Below are 18391 nucleotides of genomic sequence, written 5' to 3'. Positions count from 1 at the left end.
AGTGTTTAACCAAAGTTGTCGAAGATTACTTAGAATAAGCTGTTTTTGGATATAATTTCCTAAACGCGTTATACACTGCCTGATGAATAACAGTTGAATGTAATTCATCGGGCATATAATCAAAAATAACTTCTATCTTTTTATGGTTGCTCAGAATATTGTAAAACGCCGCGGCATCACGATACATTCGAAGATCTTCATCCTTATTGGGAACCCCAAGGTAAACCCGCACGTTTTTCCTTAGGTTAGCATTTAATAGCTTTTCGGTATTTTTCAAAAGCTCCTGTTGCCCCCACCATAAACTAGGACTAATAATAATATAATTTTCAAAAAGATCAGGTTGTTTAAGTAAGAGCTCCGTGGAGAAAAGACCTGCCAAAGACTCCCCAATTACTGTTCTTTCCGCTTTTGTTTTATAGTGTTTACCGATATAAGGCAGCAATTCATCTTTGAGGAATGTCATATACTTTTTGGATCCACCATAGGTAGGAAAGCTGGCTTTTTGAAATCCTTCTTTCTCTAAAAAATCGATATTTGGGACTTCGAATGTAAAATCACGTCTTCGGGTATTGCCCTCGATTCCTACAACAATACTATTGGGAAACCGCGCTATCCAAGGTTGTGTATCAAAACGAACTATCCCGGCGATATGAAAAAAATCTTCATCCATACCACCATCGAGGACATACACAACCGGATAGGTCAACGTATCATTTTCCCCATAGTCATCCGGAAGGTAAATATTGATCTTTCGGTCTTCCTGTAAAATCTTTGAATGTAGGATAGTGGATTTACCGATGGTCAAATCACGGCTGTTGGTTTGTCCAATAGCGCAATAATGACAGATGAATAAAGTTAAAAAAAACAAAATTGTACGCTTCATTTCAAATGTTATATTAAAAATAAGCCCATTCCCACACAGTAGATCTCCATGACAAAAAATACGGTGGCAATGACCTATAATAGCTTCGAAAGTAAGTTTAAAAATCAATAAAATAAACAATTTTTATACTTATTTGCCGTTGCTTTATAGATTATGTCAAATCATTCCCACAGCTCAACTATTACACGATCCGTTCGCATTCATACCCCCATTCAAACATCTGCGTTATAACGCTACTGGCATCTATATCCGACTGGGAAGACTCTATTCTTAAAATATTTTCATCATCCTCAAGATCAAAGTTAATTTTATAAGTAGAGAATAACCCCAGAAGCGTCGTAACGATTTGTTGTGCGTCCCTGTATTTACAGACATTCGTTTTAAATATTTCAACTCTTTTCATTGTATTATATTCACTAAATTCACCGAATTCTATTATTCGCAAATCACCTGATCAACGTTTCGAATTACTTTCAATCACTGTTTTTTATGCAAGTGCACCCTGTTGATTTGTCTTATAAGATCTTTACTATCTATTTCTTAAAACCGGCTGTAAATTTGTTGGATACCTCGGCCCAATTGTAGGCACTGAATCCGTACGATAGACATGCAAAACATCATGAAAAACTTCGTTGTCTTTCTCTTCCTCAGCATTCGAAAACAACGCTATAATTGCCACGAATAACAATAGAATCAATGCATTAAAAAGATGTACCATACCTATAAAGACTAAATAATGAATACCTAATTTCCAAAAAGTGAGTAAGTTCTCCCATATACTTTCGGTGAAAGGCAGGTTTAGCTCGGTAAACGAACTCTTTTTCCCTTTTAACAACATAATGTATTTCTTTATTTAATCCTTCGTATCAAATAAAATATACTACATATGTTATCCGAATGGAAGAAGCAGCGCTCCTGATAGCAAAAGCCAACGGCAGGAAATGAAATACAAATTGTACAAAGAGAAAAAAGCCACATTAGAAAAAATGTGGCTTCGTTAGTATATTGATTTAAATGGCTTCTTAGGAAAACTGTTCTGTTAATATGCGTGGATTTTCTGATCTGATCGCCACCACAGCAAACTGCCTGGCGTTACCTTCTATTTGTCGCTGTGCCTCTTTGGATAATGCACCCAGCGCAAATTGTCGCCTCCATACTTCGACCCCATTGGTAAAAGCTAAGGGAAGTTTCTTCGCAAATTCTCCGGGGTTGGCAAAGTCGATCTTAAATAGTTCTAAAAGATCTCTTTCTGTTTTATCATTAGTATTTCCGGAGATAGCGAAAATTTTTTCGGCAATTGTATCTATAAACACTCCGTCATGCCTCTTTTCACCTGTACTATAAATACAATAGTAAATATTTTGCCTATCATTTCCATAAACCTTCTTTGCAATACAGACAGGTGCCATCTGCGTTTCCTGAGAAAGCTTTTTACCTGCAGAACGATTAATGACCGCAACCAAAATAAAACAGACAACAACAATCGCAGACAACACAGTAATAACACCGATGCCAATCGTTTCGATCAATCCTCCAAAAATTGCCAATGCCAGAAAACAGAGCAAGCCTATACCGATCACAAATGGTACATAAACGACTTTATTCCTTCCAAAGGCGGAACTTTTTACATACTTCTCGATAATTGTGCTGTCGTGCTCAAATTTGCTAAGTTGTGCTGTATCCATTTTATTGGTTTTTAGATGTATTATTATACTACTTTACACTTATCGTAAGACAAATGTATACAATACCATTTTTACGATCACTTTATATTTACGATTCGCAGCAGTTGATTTAATATTCGTTTAAATAAAAATAAAATATGAAGAGCACCTTCTTCAGGTTTCGGCAGAAGCCACAAACTAATTTAAAATAGAAAAAATTAAACACAAATGTGTAATCTTTAAATAAACAAAAATATCTACATATTTTATAAGCATATTTGTGTATATAACTAACAAATTAAAAAATGTTTCTGAAAAATTGGACACTACTTTTATTCGCATTTGGACTGAGCTTAATCTCAAGTTGCACAAAAGATCCTGTGATTAAACCAGAAATAGAGCCGCCCACGCCAATAGATACAACGAAGGTTATTGTTCCCAAACCTAAGGACTCGGTCTTTGAACGCAAAACAGTCAGTTTTATAGTCAAAGAACACTTTGTAGATGAAACGGTGGATCAACAACTCTTTTTAGGGAGCCTTTGGAACCTTAAGGACACAACAAGGGGTTTGCATTTGGAAAACATTCAGTCCGAAGCAAAAAACTTTCCTATTTTTGTCATGGCGAATTCAGCAAAAGAGGAAATTGGCCATTTTTTACCCTCCTATATGAACATATTGAATTATGCTAATTTATTCAAGAACACAGACCTCTCGGGATCGCTGGAAATGAATTCAAGAGATTTTTCAGATTATGCCGAGATACAATTATATATCCCTCAAAATAGGGATATTGAAAAGGTACTCAATCTTGTCAGGCATAGTGATTCGACAACTGTCCAAAAGACTCACAGTACCTTCAGACACGCATTGGTAAGGAGATTGACCTTAGATACCGATCAAGTTGATTATTTCTCAAATTACCGGGAGTCAGACCTGAATAATCTCAAGAAATTGGGTTATTCGCCCTATTTTATTCTATCCGTCAATTATGGCTATCAACTTGTCATCGCAGCGGAAGGCGATTTCACAAGACCTGACATGAATAGAGCTATTGATAAATTGTTAGAAGGAAATTCATTGGATAATATGGATGAGCAGGTTCTCAATGCAACAAAACTACTTGTCTACTATCGAGATGGAAGTAGGGATACCTTTATTCGTCATGCTGTCAATTTTCAGGAGATTAAAAATACAATTTCCGCGTTAACCCTTCGAATGGAAAGTAATTTTGATAATTTCACTTACCCGCTTAGTTATCTTGCCATGCATATCACCACGGGTGAAATTTTGGGGTATACCAATACTTTTGATTTACAGGTGAAGAAAACAAGTAAATAGGGCCTGCTAATCAGGCGGCGAGAACAAAATCATTCTCTCTTCAAAACACCTATTTTAACTCCCTCATCGATCAAACTTTCGGCGTACTCCCATAATACATTGGATCCCGCTTTGATGACACTTTTTTTTGCATAGACCTTATGATAGTTTACACCAGGTTCATTCCAGGTGCCGCCATTGTTGGAACTATTCTGTAACAGTGGTTCTAAACGATCCATTGCTCTTGCAAACCTTGCCTCAGGGGTCTCCCCAGCTTCAAACTCCTCCCAGATGGTAATAAGTTCTTCTGCTTGAGATTCTGGTAAAAGTCCGAATATTCTATGAGCTGCCAAACGCTCTTCCTCCGTATTGGTATGTGTTTTTTGTGTATCGTAGATAAAGGTGTCGCCAGCGTCAATTTCAACAATATCATGGATCAATACCATCTTAATAACTTTCAGTAGATCCACGGATTCGTCTGCGTGCTCAAATAAAACCATAGCCATTAGCGCTAAATGCCAGCTATGTTCCGCGTCATTTTCACAACGGTCGCTATTGAAAAGCTTGGTCTTTCGCTGAATGTATTTCAGTTTATCAATCTCCTTGATAAAATCAATCTGTCTTAATAATTTCTCAGGTGTCATAGCTATTCTATTATCAGGTATGCCTTATACAAAATTAGTACATTTATAAGTTTCTTTAATTGCCAAATGGCAATTAAGGAATAGCTCTTCCGATCGCAGATTTTATTGACATCCATAGGACAAACCCAGGCTCATAGATCAATGTAGATTTATTAAATTTGATAAACATCAAATCCCATCTTGACGAATGAAGAAAATAGGATTTTTATCTTTTGGACATTGGTCCAACCATCCGGCTTACAGTACGCAGACGGCAAGTGACACCTTGCTTCAATCCATAGATCTGGCTGTAGCAGCAGAAGAAATAGGCATAGACGGGGCCTACTTTAGAGTGCATCACTTTGCGAACCAGCTGGCATCTCCTTTTCCCTTACTGTCTGCCATCGGGGCCAAGACCCGTACGATTGAAATAGGTACCGGAGTGATTGATATGCGTTACGAAAACCCCCTATACATGGTGGAAGATGCCGGGGCAGCAGATTTAATTTCAGAAGGCCGGTTACAATTGGGAATTAGTAGGGGCTCACCCGAACAGGTTATAGATGGTTGGCGGTATTTTGGCTACGAGCTCGCTGAAGGGGAAACCGATGCCGATATGGGACGTAGGAAGGCCCTCGAATTTCTGCAAAAACTTGAAGGTACCGGTTTTGCCGAGCCCAATCCTTACCCGATGTTTCCGAACCCTCCGGGCCTGCTCAGACTAGAACCACATGCAGCGGGACTACGTGATCGCATTTGGTGGGGAGCGGCATCAAATGCTACAGCAGTATGGGCGGCTCAAAATAGAATGCATTTACAAAGTTCGACATTGAAATATGATGAAAATGGGAAACCTTTTCATATACAACAGGCTGAACAAATACGTTTATATAAAGCAGCATGGAAAGAAGCAGGGCATCCCGGCGAGCCTAGAGTTTCCGTGAGTCGATCAATTTTTGCATTGGTAGATGACTTAGACCGATATTATTTTGGGCAGGAGTCAGACCGTGCAGATAAGATTGGATTTATCGAAGCGGACAAACGTGCTATTTTTGGCCGCAGTTATGCCGCCGAGCCTGATCAGCTTGTCAAAGAATTGGCTCAGGACGAGGCGATCCAAGAAGCAGACACCGTTCTCTTGACCATTCCAAACACCTTAGGTGTAGATTACAATGTTCATGTGCTTTCCGCTATTTTGGAACATGTCGCACCTGAATTAGGCTGGCGTTAGCTATCTTCTACAAATGATAAATAACATTCGTTACAAAACCAAAATAGCAGTAATCGGTGCAGGCCAAGCCGGTCTCTCTTCAGCTTACCACCTGAAAAAACTGGGACTGGAAATTAATCGGGACTTCATTATTTTGGATGAAGCCCCTTCCCCAGGTGGAGCCTGGCAGTTTCGATGGCCTTCATTGACACTCAGCACAGTAAACAGAATCCATGACTTGCCGGGCATGTCATTTGAAGAAACATTGACAAACAATGAGACTGAAGTGCAGGCAAATATTGCTGTTCCACATTACTTCGATCGCTATGAAAAGAGATTTGGGTTACAGGTATATCGTCCAGTCAAAGTGGATCGGGTATCCTTACATAGGCAACGTTTCCACATAGATACTGCTGAAACATTGTTTTCCGCGGAGGGTATTATCAACGCCACAGGCACCTGGGAGAACCCTTATATCCCCCATTATCCTGGAAAAGAGTCATTTCAAGGGGAACAACTGCATACAAAAGACTTCAAAACAGCGGACTATTTTCGAAATAAACACGTTATCATTGTCGGCGGTGGTATATCGGCCATCCAGTTGCTGGATCAGATTTCAGCAGTGACAACCACAACGTGGGTCACACGACGACCGCCTCTGTTTCGTGAAGGACCTTTTGATGATATGGCCGGTCACAATGCTGTGGCAATGGTCGAAGAGCGGGTCAGACAGGGATTGCCACCCTTATCGGTCGTATCGGTCACGGGCCTCCCCTATTCTGCAGAAATTCAGGCGATGGAAAAACGAGGTGTACTCACAAGACTTCCCATGTTCAGCGAAATTACAGCGACTGGAGTAAAATGGGAGGACGGCCGAAAAGAAAAGGCCGATGTTATCTTATGGAATACAGGGTTTAAAAGCTCATTGGAACATTTAGACGCAGTATTGCCTAAAGAAGAAAATGGTGGTATCTTAATGGACGGACGACTTGCGACGATGGTAGCCAGGGAACCTCGAATTCATCTAGTTGGCTATGGTCCTTCAGCTTCCACGATCGGAGCCAACCGTGCAGGGAGTGCAGCGGCAAGAGAACTTGTAAAAACTTTGAATCTTTTGTAGTGTTATTTTTGGCCAGGATCAAACAAGGACTGCAATATCAGTAAAAATCTCATTATATTTAAGCCTATTTAAAACCTCATACAGAAATAGTTATCACGATGGATATCCAAAATATTATTCCAGGCGAATCCATTGCCCTGTTTGTCAAAAATATTCTCGTATTCGAAAACAGAGATACCTCAGAAACCATCCTGCCTTTTTTTGCGGATGGGTACCCTGGACTTCTATACCATCAAACCGAAAATGGCTTAACCATACAGCCGCATGGAAAAAAAATGCCAACAATCTTTTTATATGGCCAAACGATCAAGCCCATCACCATACATGTGAACGGTCATTTTCAAATCATTATTTTTCAATTTTATCCATTTGTTTTACGCGCTTTCTGGGGAATCAATCCCCAAGACATCAATGACAGCTGCCATTATCTAACTAATGGGCCCGAAAATGATATCAATAAGATTATTTCAGAAATCCTATTCGCCTCAACTATAGAAGAAAAGATCAGGATTATCACAAACTTACTGCTCGATTACTTTAAGCAGAAAAGTAATAAGCTCGACTTCTTGGTAAGAGAAGCAATCCAATACATCATTGACAGCAGGGGGATAATTGCTATCAAAGAAATCGCTGAAAAAGAAAAGTTGAACATTCGAACACTCGAGCGAAGATTTCTCAAAGAAACGGGTATTTCCGCAAAGCAATTCGCAAAAATAGTCCAATTTCAGTCTTCACTCAACCAACTGGAGACAAAAGATTTCAACAAGATAAATGATGTCGTTTATACAAATGGATACGCCGATCAATCACACTTTATCCGGGTATTCAAAGCTTTTACAGGAGTGACTCCCAACACGTTTGGCAAAATCTAGTATTGTCGTTTTTATTCTATTTTGGATGCTTATTGATTCCGAATTTTACGTGAAGAAAATTATAAAGTCGTTATCTATTTAAATTCAAAAGTAATGAAACTACATGAGATCACTTTAGCAGCAACAGCAACTTGTTCTGCATTAATATCAGGCCTATTTTTCGCCTATACATTCTCTGTCAATCTAGGGCTTCATAAATTGGATGATAAGACCTACTTGATGGCAATGCAAAACATCAACAGAGAAATCTTAAATCCTGTATTTTACAGCTGTTTTCTGGGAGCGCCATTATTATTAATTATTTCGTCAGTATTGTATTTTGACCTGTCATCGCCGAAATTTTATTTGATTTTGACAGCATGCTTAAGTTATATTATCGGTGTACTTATGATTACCGGCACCAAAAATGTTCCGCTAAACAACCAACTAAATTCGTTCGATATTTCAACAGCTTCATCGGATGGAATACATCGGATACGCCTTCTTATTGAAGATCCTTGGGTATTTTGGAACAATATACGAACCGTATTCTCCTTTATCACCTTAGTTTGTCTAATCATTAGCCTTATTTTTTTCCGATCCAAAGATTAACAAAAAACATAGGATTCCGTGCAAATTACTCCATACCATTTTCTAAAACCATCTCCGGACAACCCAAGTTATCCCACCTGTTATTATCTTATTATTGCTGGTCTCCACACGATTGCATTTTACCCGCAGCCAAAAAATCAAGCACCTTAAAAGTCCTCCATATCACGGACAAATGAACCCCGCCAAAAGCGAAAAAAGCAAAAGAGCTTACGGATTTAAATTTATTCACAACGGATTTAAATCCAGCTATAAAAGACAGCAGATTCTATTGTACTTTTATGAAAAATAAGAGCAAAAAAAAGCGAATAAAATTATATTGAGTACAAACTAATCAAAAACAATAAAAACATATTCCTATGAAAATACAAAGAATAATTCCAGCCTTGTTACTTGCATCTCTGGGTTTAACATCCCTATTATCATGCAATGGTACATCAGTAGATACAATTAAGGCAATGGAATCCAACTACGACAACCAAAACAAGACTATTGAACTAATTGGTGAGTTCGACGCTCCATCCTTTACCTTTTCATCGGGTAAATCAAAGACAATGGCAATGAATTTTGTTGTGAAACCACATGCGATCAGCTCCGAAAAATTTACAGCTTTCAGCGTAATACTACCAGTTGGTACAGAAAACAACAGTGTTCTATTTGAACTTCCGGCTGACCAAAAGAATTATACGCTCAAAAATTTCTATGTCATTGATAAAAATGGGGAGAAAACCAATCTCGACACGCATACCACATTTAAAATGACCGGCACCGTACATTACAGTGAATTAGAAAAACCTGAAGCTGAGCGCGACAAAACTAATTTCAACTACAAGATAACGGACGTAACATTTGAAAAAGACTAAGACACGATCCCGCAAATCCGATCAAACACATTATTAAAAACTAAAAATATGATAAATATTGAGCTTGGAAACAGCTTCTCATTTGGATGGATAATTATTGCAATTGCCTTGATCATGGTACTGGGAATTTACATTGCATACAGAAAACAACAAGTGATTAAAGTAAAATACATCATCGCGGTAATCATAATGTTGGTAGTAGGAATAAAATGGCTTTTTGAAAATTAAATACTGCGTGCTGTGATATCAGTAGCAGCACTGCAAGCTAATCTCAAAGACATTCGGATAAGTGAAAAACTTACATAGTTGAATAGATTTATTTTTGTAAATTCAAATTTTAAAGCGCACGCGATTACGATCGGCACCGAATGTCAAAAGTCAGTTTACGATGAAGTTTATTTTCGCTTTTAGTATTTTTTTATTTTTTTCCTGTGCATTTGCTCAGGAGCATCCCCAGTTTATTCCTTTCAAATTCGAAGGTAAATTAGGTTTATTGAACGTTTCGGAAACGGAACTTGTCCCTCCCGACGCTTTTATGGACGGCCCCGGTAATTATGATGTAGTTGGAGATTTTCAAAGTTATATTATAGCTAAAAATGGAGGCGAAGACGAGGTCATTGATGCGCGTTCTGGAAAAGAGCAGTTTGTAGGACATCTGGATCGAACATGTAGCCTTTTGAGGATCCACAAAGACAGTTATTATCACTTTGACGTAAACGGAAATTCTATTCTCTTAAATTCCGTAAGTTCGCCAATACAACTAACAACCTGCTACAAAAAAATCGAACCAAATCACGATGCTTGGGACAACGAAAGTGTGGATGGCAAACAGTATCTCTGGGCGTTAAAAAAAGATGAAACCTACGATGTTTTGGCTGCTAATAATGGCTTTACTCCAGTAAGCTCCTTACCCAAATTTGAAAGCTTTGACCTCATATACCGAATCAACGAAAATGCACCTTTGACCCTGATCGGATTTGTGCTGGGAAGCAAAACTGCAATCCAACGTACTTTTGGTCAGAAATACGGTATACCCGAGTCGAGTCACACCGTTGAAGTTTACAATACCAGTTTTAAAAAGTTAGGCACCACAGTTTATAACCCTACGGCAATTGCAAAACTATTCGACCAGGAAATTGTACTTCGCGGCAGTATGATGCCCCCTCCCAGTATGGCAAACCAAATACTTATTCCTCAAAACAAAGCTATTGTACTGAACAATGAATTTAGCTTAATACCGGCAACAGACGATCCGGGGCAACTGGTATTAGTTAACACGCAACAGGGAAATGCTCCCGTACTGGGAAATGATCACTTCGATTACAGATATATCAGTACATCCAAAAATTTAAAAGCTCTTTTGCAAATCAGACATTCCGAAACCGGAACTTTCTTTTATTTTGATTTCGATGGACTCTATTTTCCTAAAGGAGTTCCTTTAATCCCCAAAAAATACAGACAGTGGAACTGATTATCGGATAAGTATATGGTTAAACGATAGCAAAAATACAAGTACAAAACGTAATTTTTACCAGATGATCATCCCTGTTTTAATATTGAGTGCAATTTTCGCAGCTGTGGCCATGCTTGTCACCGAAGAAAATGTTGACTCATCGCTCTCTGGGTATAACAGCCCAAATTTTTGGCGTTACTTATCCTTTTTTAACCTATATGTTTTATCCTGAAGGCGAACAGCTTTTTCAAAAGCGGAAATAAAAAAACAATACAATCTATCACTTATTGTGATATGCTTTCTTTTTATATTGATTCTAGCAATTGTCTTTCAGTTTTTAAGAAACTGAACCCTTGAAAGTTTTAATCCATTGGGATAAAATAAAGAGTATCAAAAACTATTTCTAATTTTATACGATTATCATAGATTAGATGGATAAACGTGCAACACATATACAGCAATGGATTGATGCCTATAGTGATTCACTACTCAATAGCGCGTTTTTTTTGTTATCTGACAAACAAGATGCGGAGGATGTTGTGCAGAATGTATTTATTTCCGCATTTGAATCTTACTATTCTTTCGAAGATCGAAGTAGCGTAAAAACCTGGCTAATGGCTATTCTTAAAAATAAAGTTGCTGAGTTTTACCGCAAAAAATATCGACACCCAGACAATGTTTCCCTGGATCGATATTTTGATCAGGAAGGGTCTTGGAAACATGACGACATCCTACAAGACTGGAATGAAAAAGACGAAAATCTGCTTGACAACAATGATTTCAATAAAGTAATGGCGGATTGCTTAGATAAATTGCCTTTAAAATGGCTTATCCCAGTAAAGCTTTACTACCTGGAAGAAAAAAAAGCGGACAAAGTATGTCAGGAAACTGGTATTACGGCAACTAACCTATGGAAGATCCTTCAACGTGGCCGTATGCAACTTCGGGAGTGTCTGGAATTTAATTGGTTTAACATTTTATGATTTCGTAAAGGATGGTAAAACGACTCATACATATTCTATTCATGCCCTGCAGGCAGGCAACGCTACTCATTGAAAAGCGAAATGCGAACCGCATCACATCCTTCCAAAAAATACGCCTAAAAGCGCATCTTATGATCTGCAAATGGTGCCGCGCCTACAACCATAAGATAAATGTAATGGAAGATCTAATGAGAAAAATATTTACACAAGACGCTCCAGACAAATTCAACAACATCGATTTACAAACATTTAAAGATAAATTAAAAGAAAAACTGAAATAATAAGATTTTTTTGTCAGGAATTTGATGTGCAGGCAACTATGTGAGAAACAGTAGGAACAATTAAATTTTAGAAAAATGCATCTCATGACACAAACAAAAAATTCCACAACACCATCAGCACAATACGGATTTTACATGTCCGCGTTCGGCGTTGTCCTCCTTCTTCTTTGGCTTGGAATATTCAAGTTTACAGCCACAGAGGCAATGGCCATAAAGCCGTTGATAGCAAATCATCCACTTTCTTCCTGGTTGTATCGCCTGCTAAGCGCACAAACTGTATCCAATATTGTCGGTATAGTTGAAATCGTGGTTGCCCTGCTCATTTTACTAAGTTTAAAACTCAATCACCTGAGGAAATATGCCGGTGTAGCAGTATGCATTATTTTTGCAATGACCCTCAGTTATCTTTTTACAACACCCAATATGTTGAGATACGTAGACGGGGTGCCGGTGACGGACTTCTTTATCCTCAAGGATATATTATTTTTTGGATTTGGAATCAATTTACTACAATCAGCTAACAAATAAAAGATCATGAAAATTATATCGACCATTACTATTCTCGTCCTTTTTGGCTTCGCGATAGTAAAAATAGGCTTTTCACAAAATGAAAAAAAGGCATCAGTTTCGGGAAAGAGCTCTGTAGATTACAGTCAAACCAAGGAAATTTATTTTGCTGGGGGTTGCTTTTGGGGAACAGAACATTATTTTAAACAAATAAGAGGCGTAACCGCTACTGAGGTTGGTTATGCGAATGGAAAACTTGCTAACCCCAGCTATGAACAAGTATCGAAAGGCAATACTGGTTTTGTTGAAACTGTAAAAGTCAATTACGACCCGGCCAAAGTTGATTTGAAATTGTTGATTGACTTATACTTTAAAACGATTGATCCAACAAGTTTGAATAAACAGGGGAATGATATAGGTACGCAATATAGAACCGGAATTTACTTTACAAAAAAAGAGGATGAAAAAACGATCCGGGGAGAAATAGAACAGCTCGCGAAAAACTATAATTCCAAACTTGTTGTCGAAATTGCTGCATTACGTAATTTCTATACTGCTGAAAATTATCATCAGGATTATCTAGGAAAGAATCCGGGAGGCTATTGCCATATTCCAGCGGATCTATTTGAAAAGGCCCGGCAAGCAAATCCGCCCACTCATTACAATAAAGTAGACAAAAAAATCTTAAAGAAGGAATTGACGCCATTACAATATGATGTCACGCAAAACAATGCAACCGAAAAGGCTTTTGATAATGCCTACTGGAATGAATTTAAGGAAGGTATCTATGTTGACATTACGACCGGTGAACCCTTATTTGTTTCGACGGATAAGTTTGAGTCAGATTGTGGGTGGCCCAGCTTTTCCAAGCCAATTAACGATAGTTTAATTGCCGAAAAAAACGATGAATCTTTTGGGATGAGCAGAACTGAAGTGAGAAGCAAAACCGGTGACGCTCATTTAGGACATGTTTTTAATGATGGGCCGAGCGAAAAAGGGGGATTGCGGTATTGTATAAATAGTGCTTCCTTACGCTTTGTTCCAAAAGATCAGATGAAAGCCCAGGGCTATGAAAAATTTATTCCTTTATTACAGAAGAGCGATAAATCAAAGTAATACCCTACTCGCAATAGTCCTATTTGAAGATAGAAAGTTAATCACACAATCATTTTACCAAATGTCTATATCGGGCGCTTATCGCGTGCTTTTCATTTTATCGCTTAGATTTATAGGAATTGAAGGCAACGAACATGCAAGAATAATGAGCAACCAATGTTCTTTATGTACAATGAAATGTCATAGCGCAATATATACTGTTCGACGCTGAGACAATCATACATAAACATCTTCATCCACCTTCAATTCACATTCAAATATAGTGAATAAAACTAACAAATTTAGTTTTATTCACTATATTTTTTAGCTAAAAAATATAACAAACTATAATCCAGGGCGTGAATTGCACAGTGATCAATTTGATCTTGGAAAAATAGTGCCCTCAATTACGATTGGGTATATACAAAGTTGATGAACGGATTAAACCAATTCCTAAAGAGAGCGGCTGATATCAACAACATTGAAGATCTGATCTACGTCATCCAAACTAACCTCAAAATCCGGATAGATAGTTTTGTCCGAATTGAGTGAACGGAGTGTAAGGATCCCATTAGACACATCGTGATGGGCAATTTCTTTAATGATCACTCCTTCATATCGATGGACGATGACCCAATATCTATATTTATGGGTATGGAATTTCGATTGCCAGAGTTCACGCTTGATCAAACGTCCCGTGACAATATCGCCATCAAGAACACTGGCGTCAGTCCCGTCTGTCATACTATCACCACTGACTTCAAAAGAACGGTAAGCCCCCTTGTGAAATTCATTCACCGTAATAAAATGTGCTGGTAAGTCGTCCATATATTCCGCATCAGAGAAACCGGAAAGATACCCGGCTTTTGCCTTCTCGGTAACCAGCTTGGTCTGCATTAGATATCGTCCGGGTGATACCTCAAAGAATATATTGTTCTTATTTTCATCAATAAACTTAACGTCATTGGAAAAATACCCAATTGATCTTCCATTTCTGACATTAGCCGCCAAAACAGAATCAGACTCAACGAATATGCCCATTTGGTTTCGCTCCCCCTTCCCATATAGCAGCCAGTCATATTGAACTTGTGGAAAGGCATTTTGAATCCGGGTTTTCATAGTAAGCCCAATCGGATATTCCCCTTTCTTAATACGGGAATATACCTGCTCACGCACGCCCAATAAACTCGCGAATTCCCGATTGGTAATCCCCATCTCCAAGCGCAAAACCTCAAAATTATTATCTGGATAAGTTTCCATGTTTTTATAGGATAAGAATAAATGTTACACTAATTCATAACAATCTGACACTAAGTTACACAAGATATTAAACCTAAACAAATAAATAAACAAATAAAACTAATTAAATATTGATTATCAGTAGTTTATAATTAAACAAATAAGTTTAACAACTTTTATTAACCATAAAATATTCTATAAAATTAATTTCAAAACCCTTGAATGATTAACAATTTTGTTTAACTTTGTTTAACAATATATTTACACCGACAGATTATATCCGGGAAATTTATTAGACGGCAATGCCCCATCAATGGCTTTGAATAACGGATAACAAAAAACAGAGAAAAAAAATAAGTATATACTTTAAAAGAACATAAATATGGAACGCTTCATCACAACACATGTACAACTAGGCGGGTCTGTCGGAATAAACCGGGACCATATCAGAAATCAGAACATTATCGCAAAACAAGAACAGGAGATGGAGCTTATGTCAGTTCTGTTTCCACAACAAAAATTGACCGCTGCAAAAATACAACGCAATGACAAGACCAATTCCCAACGTATGAACGCATTATATTACTCTTTCATTTTGAGTTTCTTAAAAGAAAACCACCCTGAAATATTGAGATCAATTGACAAAATTTATGAACCTGATCTTTCCAAAATCAGTCAAGTCATCGATTGTTATTGTGAGTTTATGGGTATAACCACGCAACAGATTATGGGCGAATATATCAATTACAAAGATATCCAACATCGTTATAAAGCAATCGCCGTCGTCTTACGCATTTTTCAGCCAGAAAAATTGAGCAACTTAAAGACTAAAGTAAAGAGCACAATATACAAGGAACTTGGACCATATTTAAAGATCAACAGTGATACCTTACAGAAATCTATTATCTGTGCGTGTAACCAATTTGACCTATATACTGAGTTTAAGAAAGATATTAAACAGGCGACAAATTACTATTTCATTCATAAACGTTTCAATGATAAATAAGATGATTTTCCCAGAAATTATACCGATCATAAAATTAGTGAGCTCAACACTTTTTTTGATCGGTATAATAATCTTCAACCTTATGGCCGGATTTTCTTTCGCAGCCACCAGATCATAAGGCTTGCCAAAACAAGTAGACCGGTAATAAAAAAAGCATACTTGTTACCATTGGTCGTTCCGTTCGTCTTGTCGTTCTTTCCGCTAACTTTAATTTTTCATCCTTGTGCAGTACATTTTCAATGATCTGCTGACTCTGCCCCGAAATACGCTTGCTGAATACATTTCCGCTATCCGCATGAAGCGTCAGTTTTTTATTGATCCTTCCTTTACTTATCCGTACAATTCCATCCGGACTGATCTCGATTTCTTCACCCTCGATCTGCATAAGATCCTCAGATTGTTTCAGAATTCGGCCGTAGGACTGCCCAACTTCCAAATGATTGCTACTGGAATCTATTTTTGACAATACCATCACTTCCCCTCTCGCCTCAAGGATATGTGATTCACTTGTCTTTACTGTTTTTTTAAATAGACCGCAGCTACTAGCAAGTAGTAGCATTACGGTCATTACAAATATATTTTTCATTTTTCACTCTTTTTAATTCACTCTGCAATTCATTATAAAGCTTCATCAGATCATCATATTTCACCTGTAACTCCGCCAAGGTCTTTGAACAGGCCATGCGATCGTCATTGGCGAGCTTGAGTCCTTCATTGAGGTCTTCGATAATTGCTCTTAAATGTTCTATGTCTTTTTCGAGCCGGTTTGCGTAACCTTCCCATTTGTCGATGACTTTCCCGGCATTCTCCACATTTGTTGCTTCCACTTCTGCCTGCTGTTTAGGCCGCCCAACGAGGTAACCACCGATAGCCGTAACGATAGGGATAATCAACTTTTCTAAAATCTCAAGTATTTCCATAGTAATTCTTTTTTATTAGTGACTTAAACTTCATCCATGGAAACTGTTTCCCCGGATCTTCCTTTCTCCCCGGAGCAATATCACTGTGCCCTAAAATTTCCTGAATCGGATAATGGGCGACGATTGCTTCACAGACTTCAATTGCCACGGAAATCTGCTTCTCCGTATAAATCTCAGTTCCTTTATTTTGCAGCTCGATTCCAATGCTATAATTGTTCAGATCTTTCACACCAGTCCATGAACTCCGTCCCGCATGCCAGCATTTGATGTTGAACGGCGCCAATTGTGTCACTATACCGTCCCGGCTGATATGCACATGGGCCGAAACCCTGCTCTTGGGATCCAACATCCAATGAATCGCACTGGTGGCATTGGATGCTCCATCATAATGCATAATGATAAAAATAGGGCTGATAATACCGCCCTTATTAGGTGTGTCGCGATACGAAACTCCTACCAGTTGATTTTTTTTAATGTCCATGTCTTCTTAAATTATTATTGATTTATTTCGATATTCAGCGCTTGTTTTTATTAAAATCTAGATTTTAGTTTTATATAATAAAAGCTGGTAATACATATTTCAGCTAATATTTCAATACAAATTTACCCGCTGACAGCACCTGAAAAATGAAATATTACCTGTATATAAGCGGTATGAAACAACTACCGAATATCAATGAAAACAAAAAAGCCACATCGTATTGATGTGGCTTAAAAATAGGATCATAGATTCCTGATGGATATATGATTATAAATGTTGAATGTTGGCAATAAAAGGAGCTTGACGAATATAACTTCTGTCTTCCAACTGACCGATAAGAAAATCCGCTAAATCAATAGCGGTTATAGCATTACCGGGACAATCTGCAAGGCTTACTTTTATTGCTCGTCCGTGGTCATTTGTTAATTCGATCTTGGGCAGTCGAACCAACGTCCAATCTACGCTGCTTTTAATTAACAACTCGTATTCAAGCTGCTTGTCTGCTGTGGATAGTGGATAATGCATTTTCATCCATAGCGTAGCCTGTTGAGTCTGCATACTTTTTTGATCAGACACGCTATCGACATTTAAACCTGTAATTAGGATGTAACGCTTCACCCCATACCTACGCATTGCCTGCAAAACGTAGCGCGTTGATTGGCTAAATATAGTGGGTTCGCTAGGAGGAATTCCTAAGCCTAATGTACTGATAATGGCTTCACAGCCTTTTACAAGTTGATGAATAGCTGCAGAATCATGTACATTACCAAATACTATTTCGATTAACGGATGGCTATCAGGAGCATGATCGATATTTCTAACAAGTAACTTTATGGATATCCCGTTTGCAAGCAAACGTTTTACAAGGTATTGCCCTGATTTTCCGGTACCACCGATAAGGGCAACTTTGATTATTTTTTTCATTTTTCTCTTTATAAATTTTTAAGACAATAGCAACCAGCTCTCGTCCAATAGACCAAGACTGTGCGAATGATACAATGCGTATTTTCTTTCGCTATCTACGCTATGTTATAAAGAGATCTTAATAGTGTTAATTTAGGAAAATTCCTGGAAAATCAAGATATATTTTTACCCAAAGCTTTACTTTCGTCCACGATTCTACCATTCTTTTACCCTAAGGGTAAGGGAACGCTTTGGTTCCGCCAACAAAAAATAAAAAATGAAATTTACTTCCAGGCCCACATGACGAAGAAATCCATAGACTGAAAACTAGTACTCCCCTAACCGGACAAAAACATTTCTGTTACTCTTTTGTTATTTGAT

The 18391-nt window shown here is 37.9% G+C and carries 22 protein-coding genes and 1 pseudogene; 13 read left to right on the top strand and 10 right to left on the bottom strand.

All coding sequences use genetic code 11. From position 1 onward, the window contains the following. Nucleotides 1–25 precede the first annotated feature (25 nt). From HMAT_RS18575 to HMAT_RS18560, 4 genes are all read right to left on the bottom strand, one after another. Entirely contained in the window at nucleotides 26–883 is an 858-nt protein-coding gene (locus tag HMAT_RS18575; protein WP_104384349.1) for an alpha/beta hydrolase, read from the bottom strand. A 181-nt stretch (nucleotides 884–1064) separates the two neighbouring features. Further along, a complete protein-coding gene (locus HMAT_RS18570; protein WP_104384348.1) occupies nucleotides 1065–1286 on the bottom strand; it encodes a methyltransferase type 11 in 222 nt (73 codons plus the stop codon). Nucleotides 1287–1412: 126 nt separating this feature from the next. Then, nucleotides 1413–1721 carry a hypothetical protein gene (locus HMAT_RS18565; RefSeq protein ID WP_104384347.1) on the bottom strand — a complete coding sequence of 103 codons (309 nt, stop codon included), beginning with the start codon at nucleotides 1719–1721 and terminating at the stop codon, nucleotides 1413–1415. A gap of 184 nt (nucleotides 1722–1905) precedes the next feature. Next, nucleotides 1906–2568, bottom strand: a complete 663-nt coding sequence (locus tag HMAT_RS18560) for a hypothetical protein (RefSeq protein ID WP_104384346.1) — start codon at nucleotides 2566–2568, stop codon at nucleotides 1906–1908. A gap of 284 nt (nucleotides 2569–2852) precedes the next feature. Between HMAT_RS18560 and HMAT_RS18555 the strand changes: the two genes are divergently transcribed. Then, nucleotides 2853–3887 (top strand): hypothetical protein, encoded by a 1035-nt coding sequence (locus HMAT_RS18555; RefSeq protein ID WP_104384345.1) that lies wholly within the window; start codon nucleotides 2853–2855, stop codon nucleotides 3885–3887. 29 nt (nucleotides 3888–3916) lie between these two features. Here the strand turns inward: HMAT_RS18555 and HMAT_RS18550 are convergent, their stop codons facing one another. After that, nucleotides 3917–4510: an HD family hydrolase gene (locus HMAT_RS18550; protein ID WP_104384344.1), complete on the bottom strand. Its 594-nt coding sequence runs from the start codon at nucleotides 4508–4510 to the stop codon at nucleotides 3917–3919. A gap of 187 nt (nucleotides 4511–4697) precedes the next feature. Between HMAT_RS18550 and HMAT_RS18545 the strand changes: the two genes are divergently transcribed. The 11 genes and pseudogenes from HMAT_RS18545 (at nucleotide 4698) to msrB (ending at nucleotide 13482) form a co-directional block, all read left to right on the top strand. Further along, complete coding sequence (locus tag HMAT_RS18545) at nucleotides 4698–5720, top strand: LLM class flavin-dependent oxidoreductase (protein ID WP_104384343.1); 1023 nt, start codon at nucleotides 4698–4700, stop codon at nucleotides 5718–5720. 13 nt (nucleotides 5721–5733) lie between these two features. Further along, nucleotides 5734–6819: an NAD(P)-binding domain-containing protein gene (locus tag HMAT_RS18540; protein ID WP_104384342.1), complete on the top strand. Its 1086-nt coding sequence runs from the start codon at nucleotides 5734–5736 to the stop codon at nucleotides 6817–6819. 98 nt (nucleotides 6820–6917) lie between these two features. After that, a complete protein-coding gene (locus HMAT_RS18535) occupies nucleotides 6918–7691 on the top strand; it encodes an AraC family transcriptional regulator (protein WP_104384341.1) in 774 nt (257 codons plus the stop codon). Between the two features lie 93 nt (nucleotides 7692–7784). Then, nucleotides 7785–8282, top strand: a complete 498-nt coding sequence (locus tag HMAT_RS18530) for a DUF1772 domain-containing protein (RefSeq protein ID WP_104384340.1) — start codon at nucleotides 7785–7787, stop codon at nucleotides 8280–8282. Nucleotides 8283–8638: 356 nt separating this feature from the next. After that, nucleotides 8639–9142 carry a hypothetical protein gene (locus HMAT_RS18525; RefSeq protein WP_104384339.1) on the top strand — a complete coding sequence of 168 codons (504 nt, stop codon included), beginning with the start codon at nucleotides 8639–8641 and terminating at the stop codon, nucleotides 9140–9142. A gap of 48 nt (nucleotides 9143–9190) precedes the next feature. After that, nucleotides 9191–9370, top strand: coding sequence for a hypothetical protein (locus HMAT_RS18520; protein WP_104384338.1), 180 nt, complete (start codon nucleotides 9191–9193; stop codon nucleotides 9368–9370). A gap of 160 nt (nucleotides 9371–9530) precedes the next feature. Further along, the gene (locus HMAT_RS18515; RefSeq protein WP_104384337.1) at nucleotides 9531–10613 is read left to right on the top strand and encodes a hypothetical protein; all 1083 of its coding nucleotides are present in this window, start codon (nucleotides 9531–9533) and stop codon (nucleotides 10611–10613) included. A 413-nt stretch (nucleotides 10614–11026) separates the two neighbouring features. Next, nucleotides 11027–11578, top strand: coding sequence for a sigma-70 family RNA polymerase sigma factor (locus HMAT_RS18510; protein WP_104384336.1), 552 nt, complete (start codon nucleotides 11027–11029; stop codon nucleotides 11576–11578). Between the two features lie 365 nt (nucleotides 11579–11943). After that, the gene (locus HMAT_RS18500; RefSeq protein ID WP_104384334.1) at nucleotides 11944–12387 is read left to right on the top strand and encodes a DUF417 family protein; all 444 of its coding nucleotides are present in this window, start codon (nucleotides 11944–11946) and stop codon (nucleotides 12385–12387) included. 6 nt (nucleotides 12388–12393) lie between these two features. Further along, a pseudogene (msrA, locus tag HMAT_RS27795) lies at nucleotides 12394–12963 on the top strand (peptide-methionine (S)-S-oxide reductase MsrA); the annotation flags it as partial. A gap of 84 nt (nucleotides 12964–13047) precedes the next feature. Then, nucleotides 13048–13482, top strand: coding sequence for a peptide-methionine (R)-S-oxide reductase MsrB (gene msrB / locus HMAT_RS27790; protein WP_262508769.1), 435 nt, complete (start codon nucleotides 13048–13050; stop codon nucleotides 13480–13482). A 432-nt stretch (nucleotides 13483–13914) separates the two neighbouring features. On the opposite strand, the gene HMAT_RS18490 is transcribed toward msrB, so the two are convergent. After that, nucleotides 13915–14721 (bottom strand): LexA family transcriptional regulator, encoded by an 807-nt coding sequence (locus HMAT_RS18490; RefSeq protein WP_104384332.1) that lies wholly within the window; start codon nucleotides 14719–14721, stop codon nucleotides 13915–13917. 361 nt (nucleotides 14722–15082) lie between these two features. Here HMAT_RS18490 and HMAT_RS18485 point away from each other — a divergent pair, with 361 nt between their 5' ends. Further along, entirely contained in the window at nucleotides 15083–15706 is a 624-nt protein-coding gene (locus HMAT_RS18485; protein ID WP_104384331.1) for a hypothetical protein, read from the top strand. A gap of 112 nt (nucleotides 15707–15818) precedes the next feature. On the opposite strand, the gene HMAT_RS18480 is transcribed toward HMAT_RS18485, so the two are convergent. The 4 genes from HMAT_RS18480 to HMAT_RS18465 form a co-directional block, all read right to left on the bottom strand. Then, on the bottom strand, nucleotides 15819–16292 hold the full coding sequence (locus HMAT_RS18480) for a hypothetical protein (RefSeq protein ID WP_158655985.1): 474 nt from the start codon (nucleotides 16290–16292) through the stop codon (nucleotides 15819–15821). Continuing rightward, nucleotides 16249–16626: a hypothetical protein gene (locus tag HMAT_RS18475; protein ID WP_104384329.1), complete on the bottom strand. Its 378-nt coding sequence runs from the start codon at nucleotides 16624–16626 to the stop codon at nucleotides 16249–16251. Before HMAT_RS18475 ends, HMAT_RS18480 begins: the two co-directional genes overlap by 44 nt. Next, nucleotides 16613–17107, bottom strand: coding sequence for an N-acetylmuramoyl-L-alanine amidase (locus HMAT_RS18470; protein WP_104384328.1), 495 nt, complete (start codon nucleotides 17105–17107; stop codon nucleotides 16613–16615). Before HMAT_RS18470 ends, HMAT_RS18475 begins: the two co-directional genes overlap by 14 nt. Before the next feature lie 267 nt (nucleotides 17108–17374). Beyond that, complete coding sequence (locus HMAT_RS18465) at nucleotides 17375–18031, bottom strand: NAD(P)-dependent oxidoreductase (protein ID WP_104384327.1); 657 nt, start codon at nucleotides 18029–18031, stop codon at nucleotides 17375–17377. Nucleotides 18032–18391 lie beyond the last annotated feature (360 nt).

Source organism: Sphingobacterium sp. HMA12 (assembly GCF_002933815.1).
GTDB lineage: Bacteria > Bacteroidota > Bacteroidia > Sphingobacteriales > Sphingobacteriaceae > Sphingobacterium.
The sequence above is the reverse complement of the archived record's forward strand: the minus strand, read 5'-3'. Positions and strand labels throughout refer to the sequence as shown.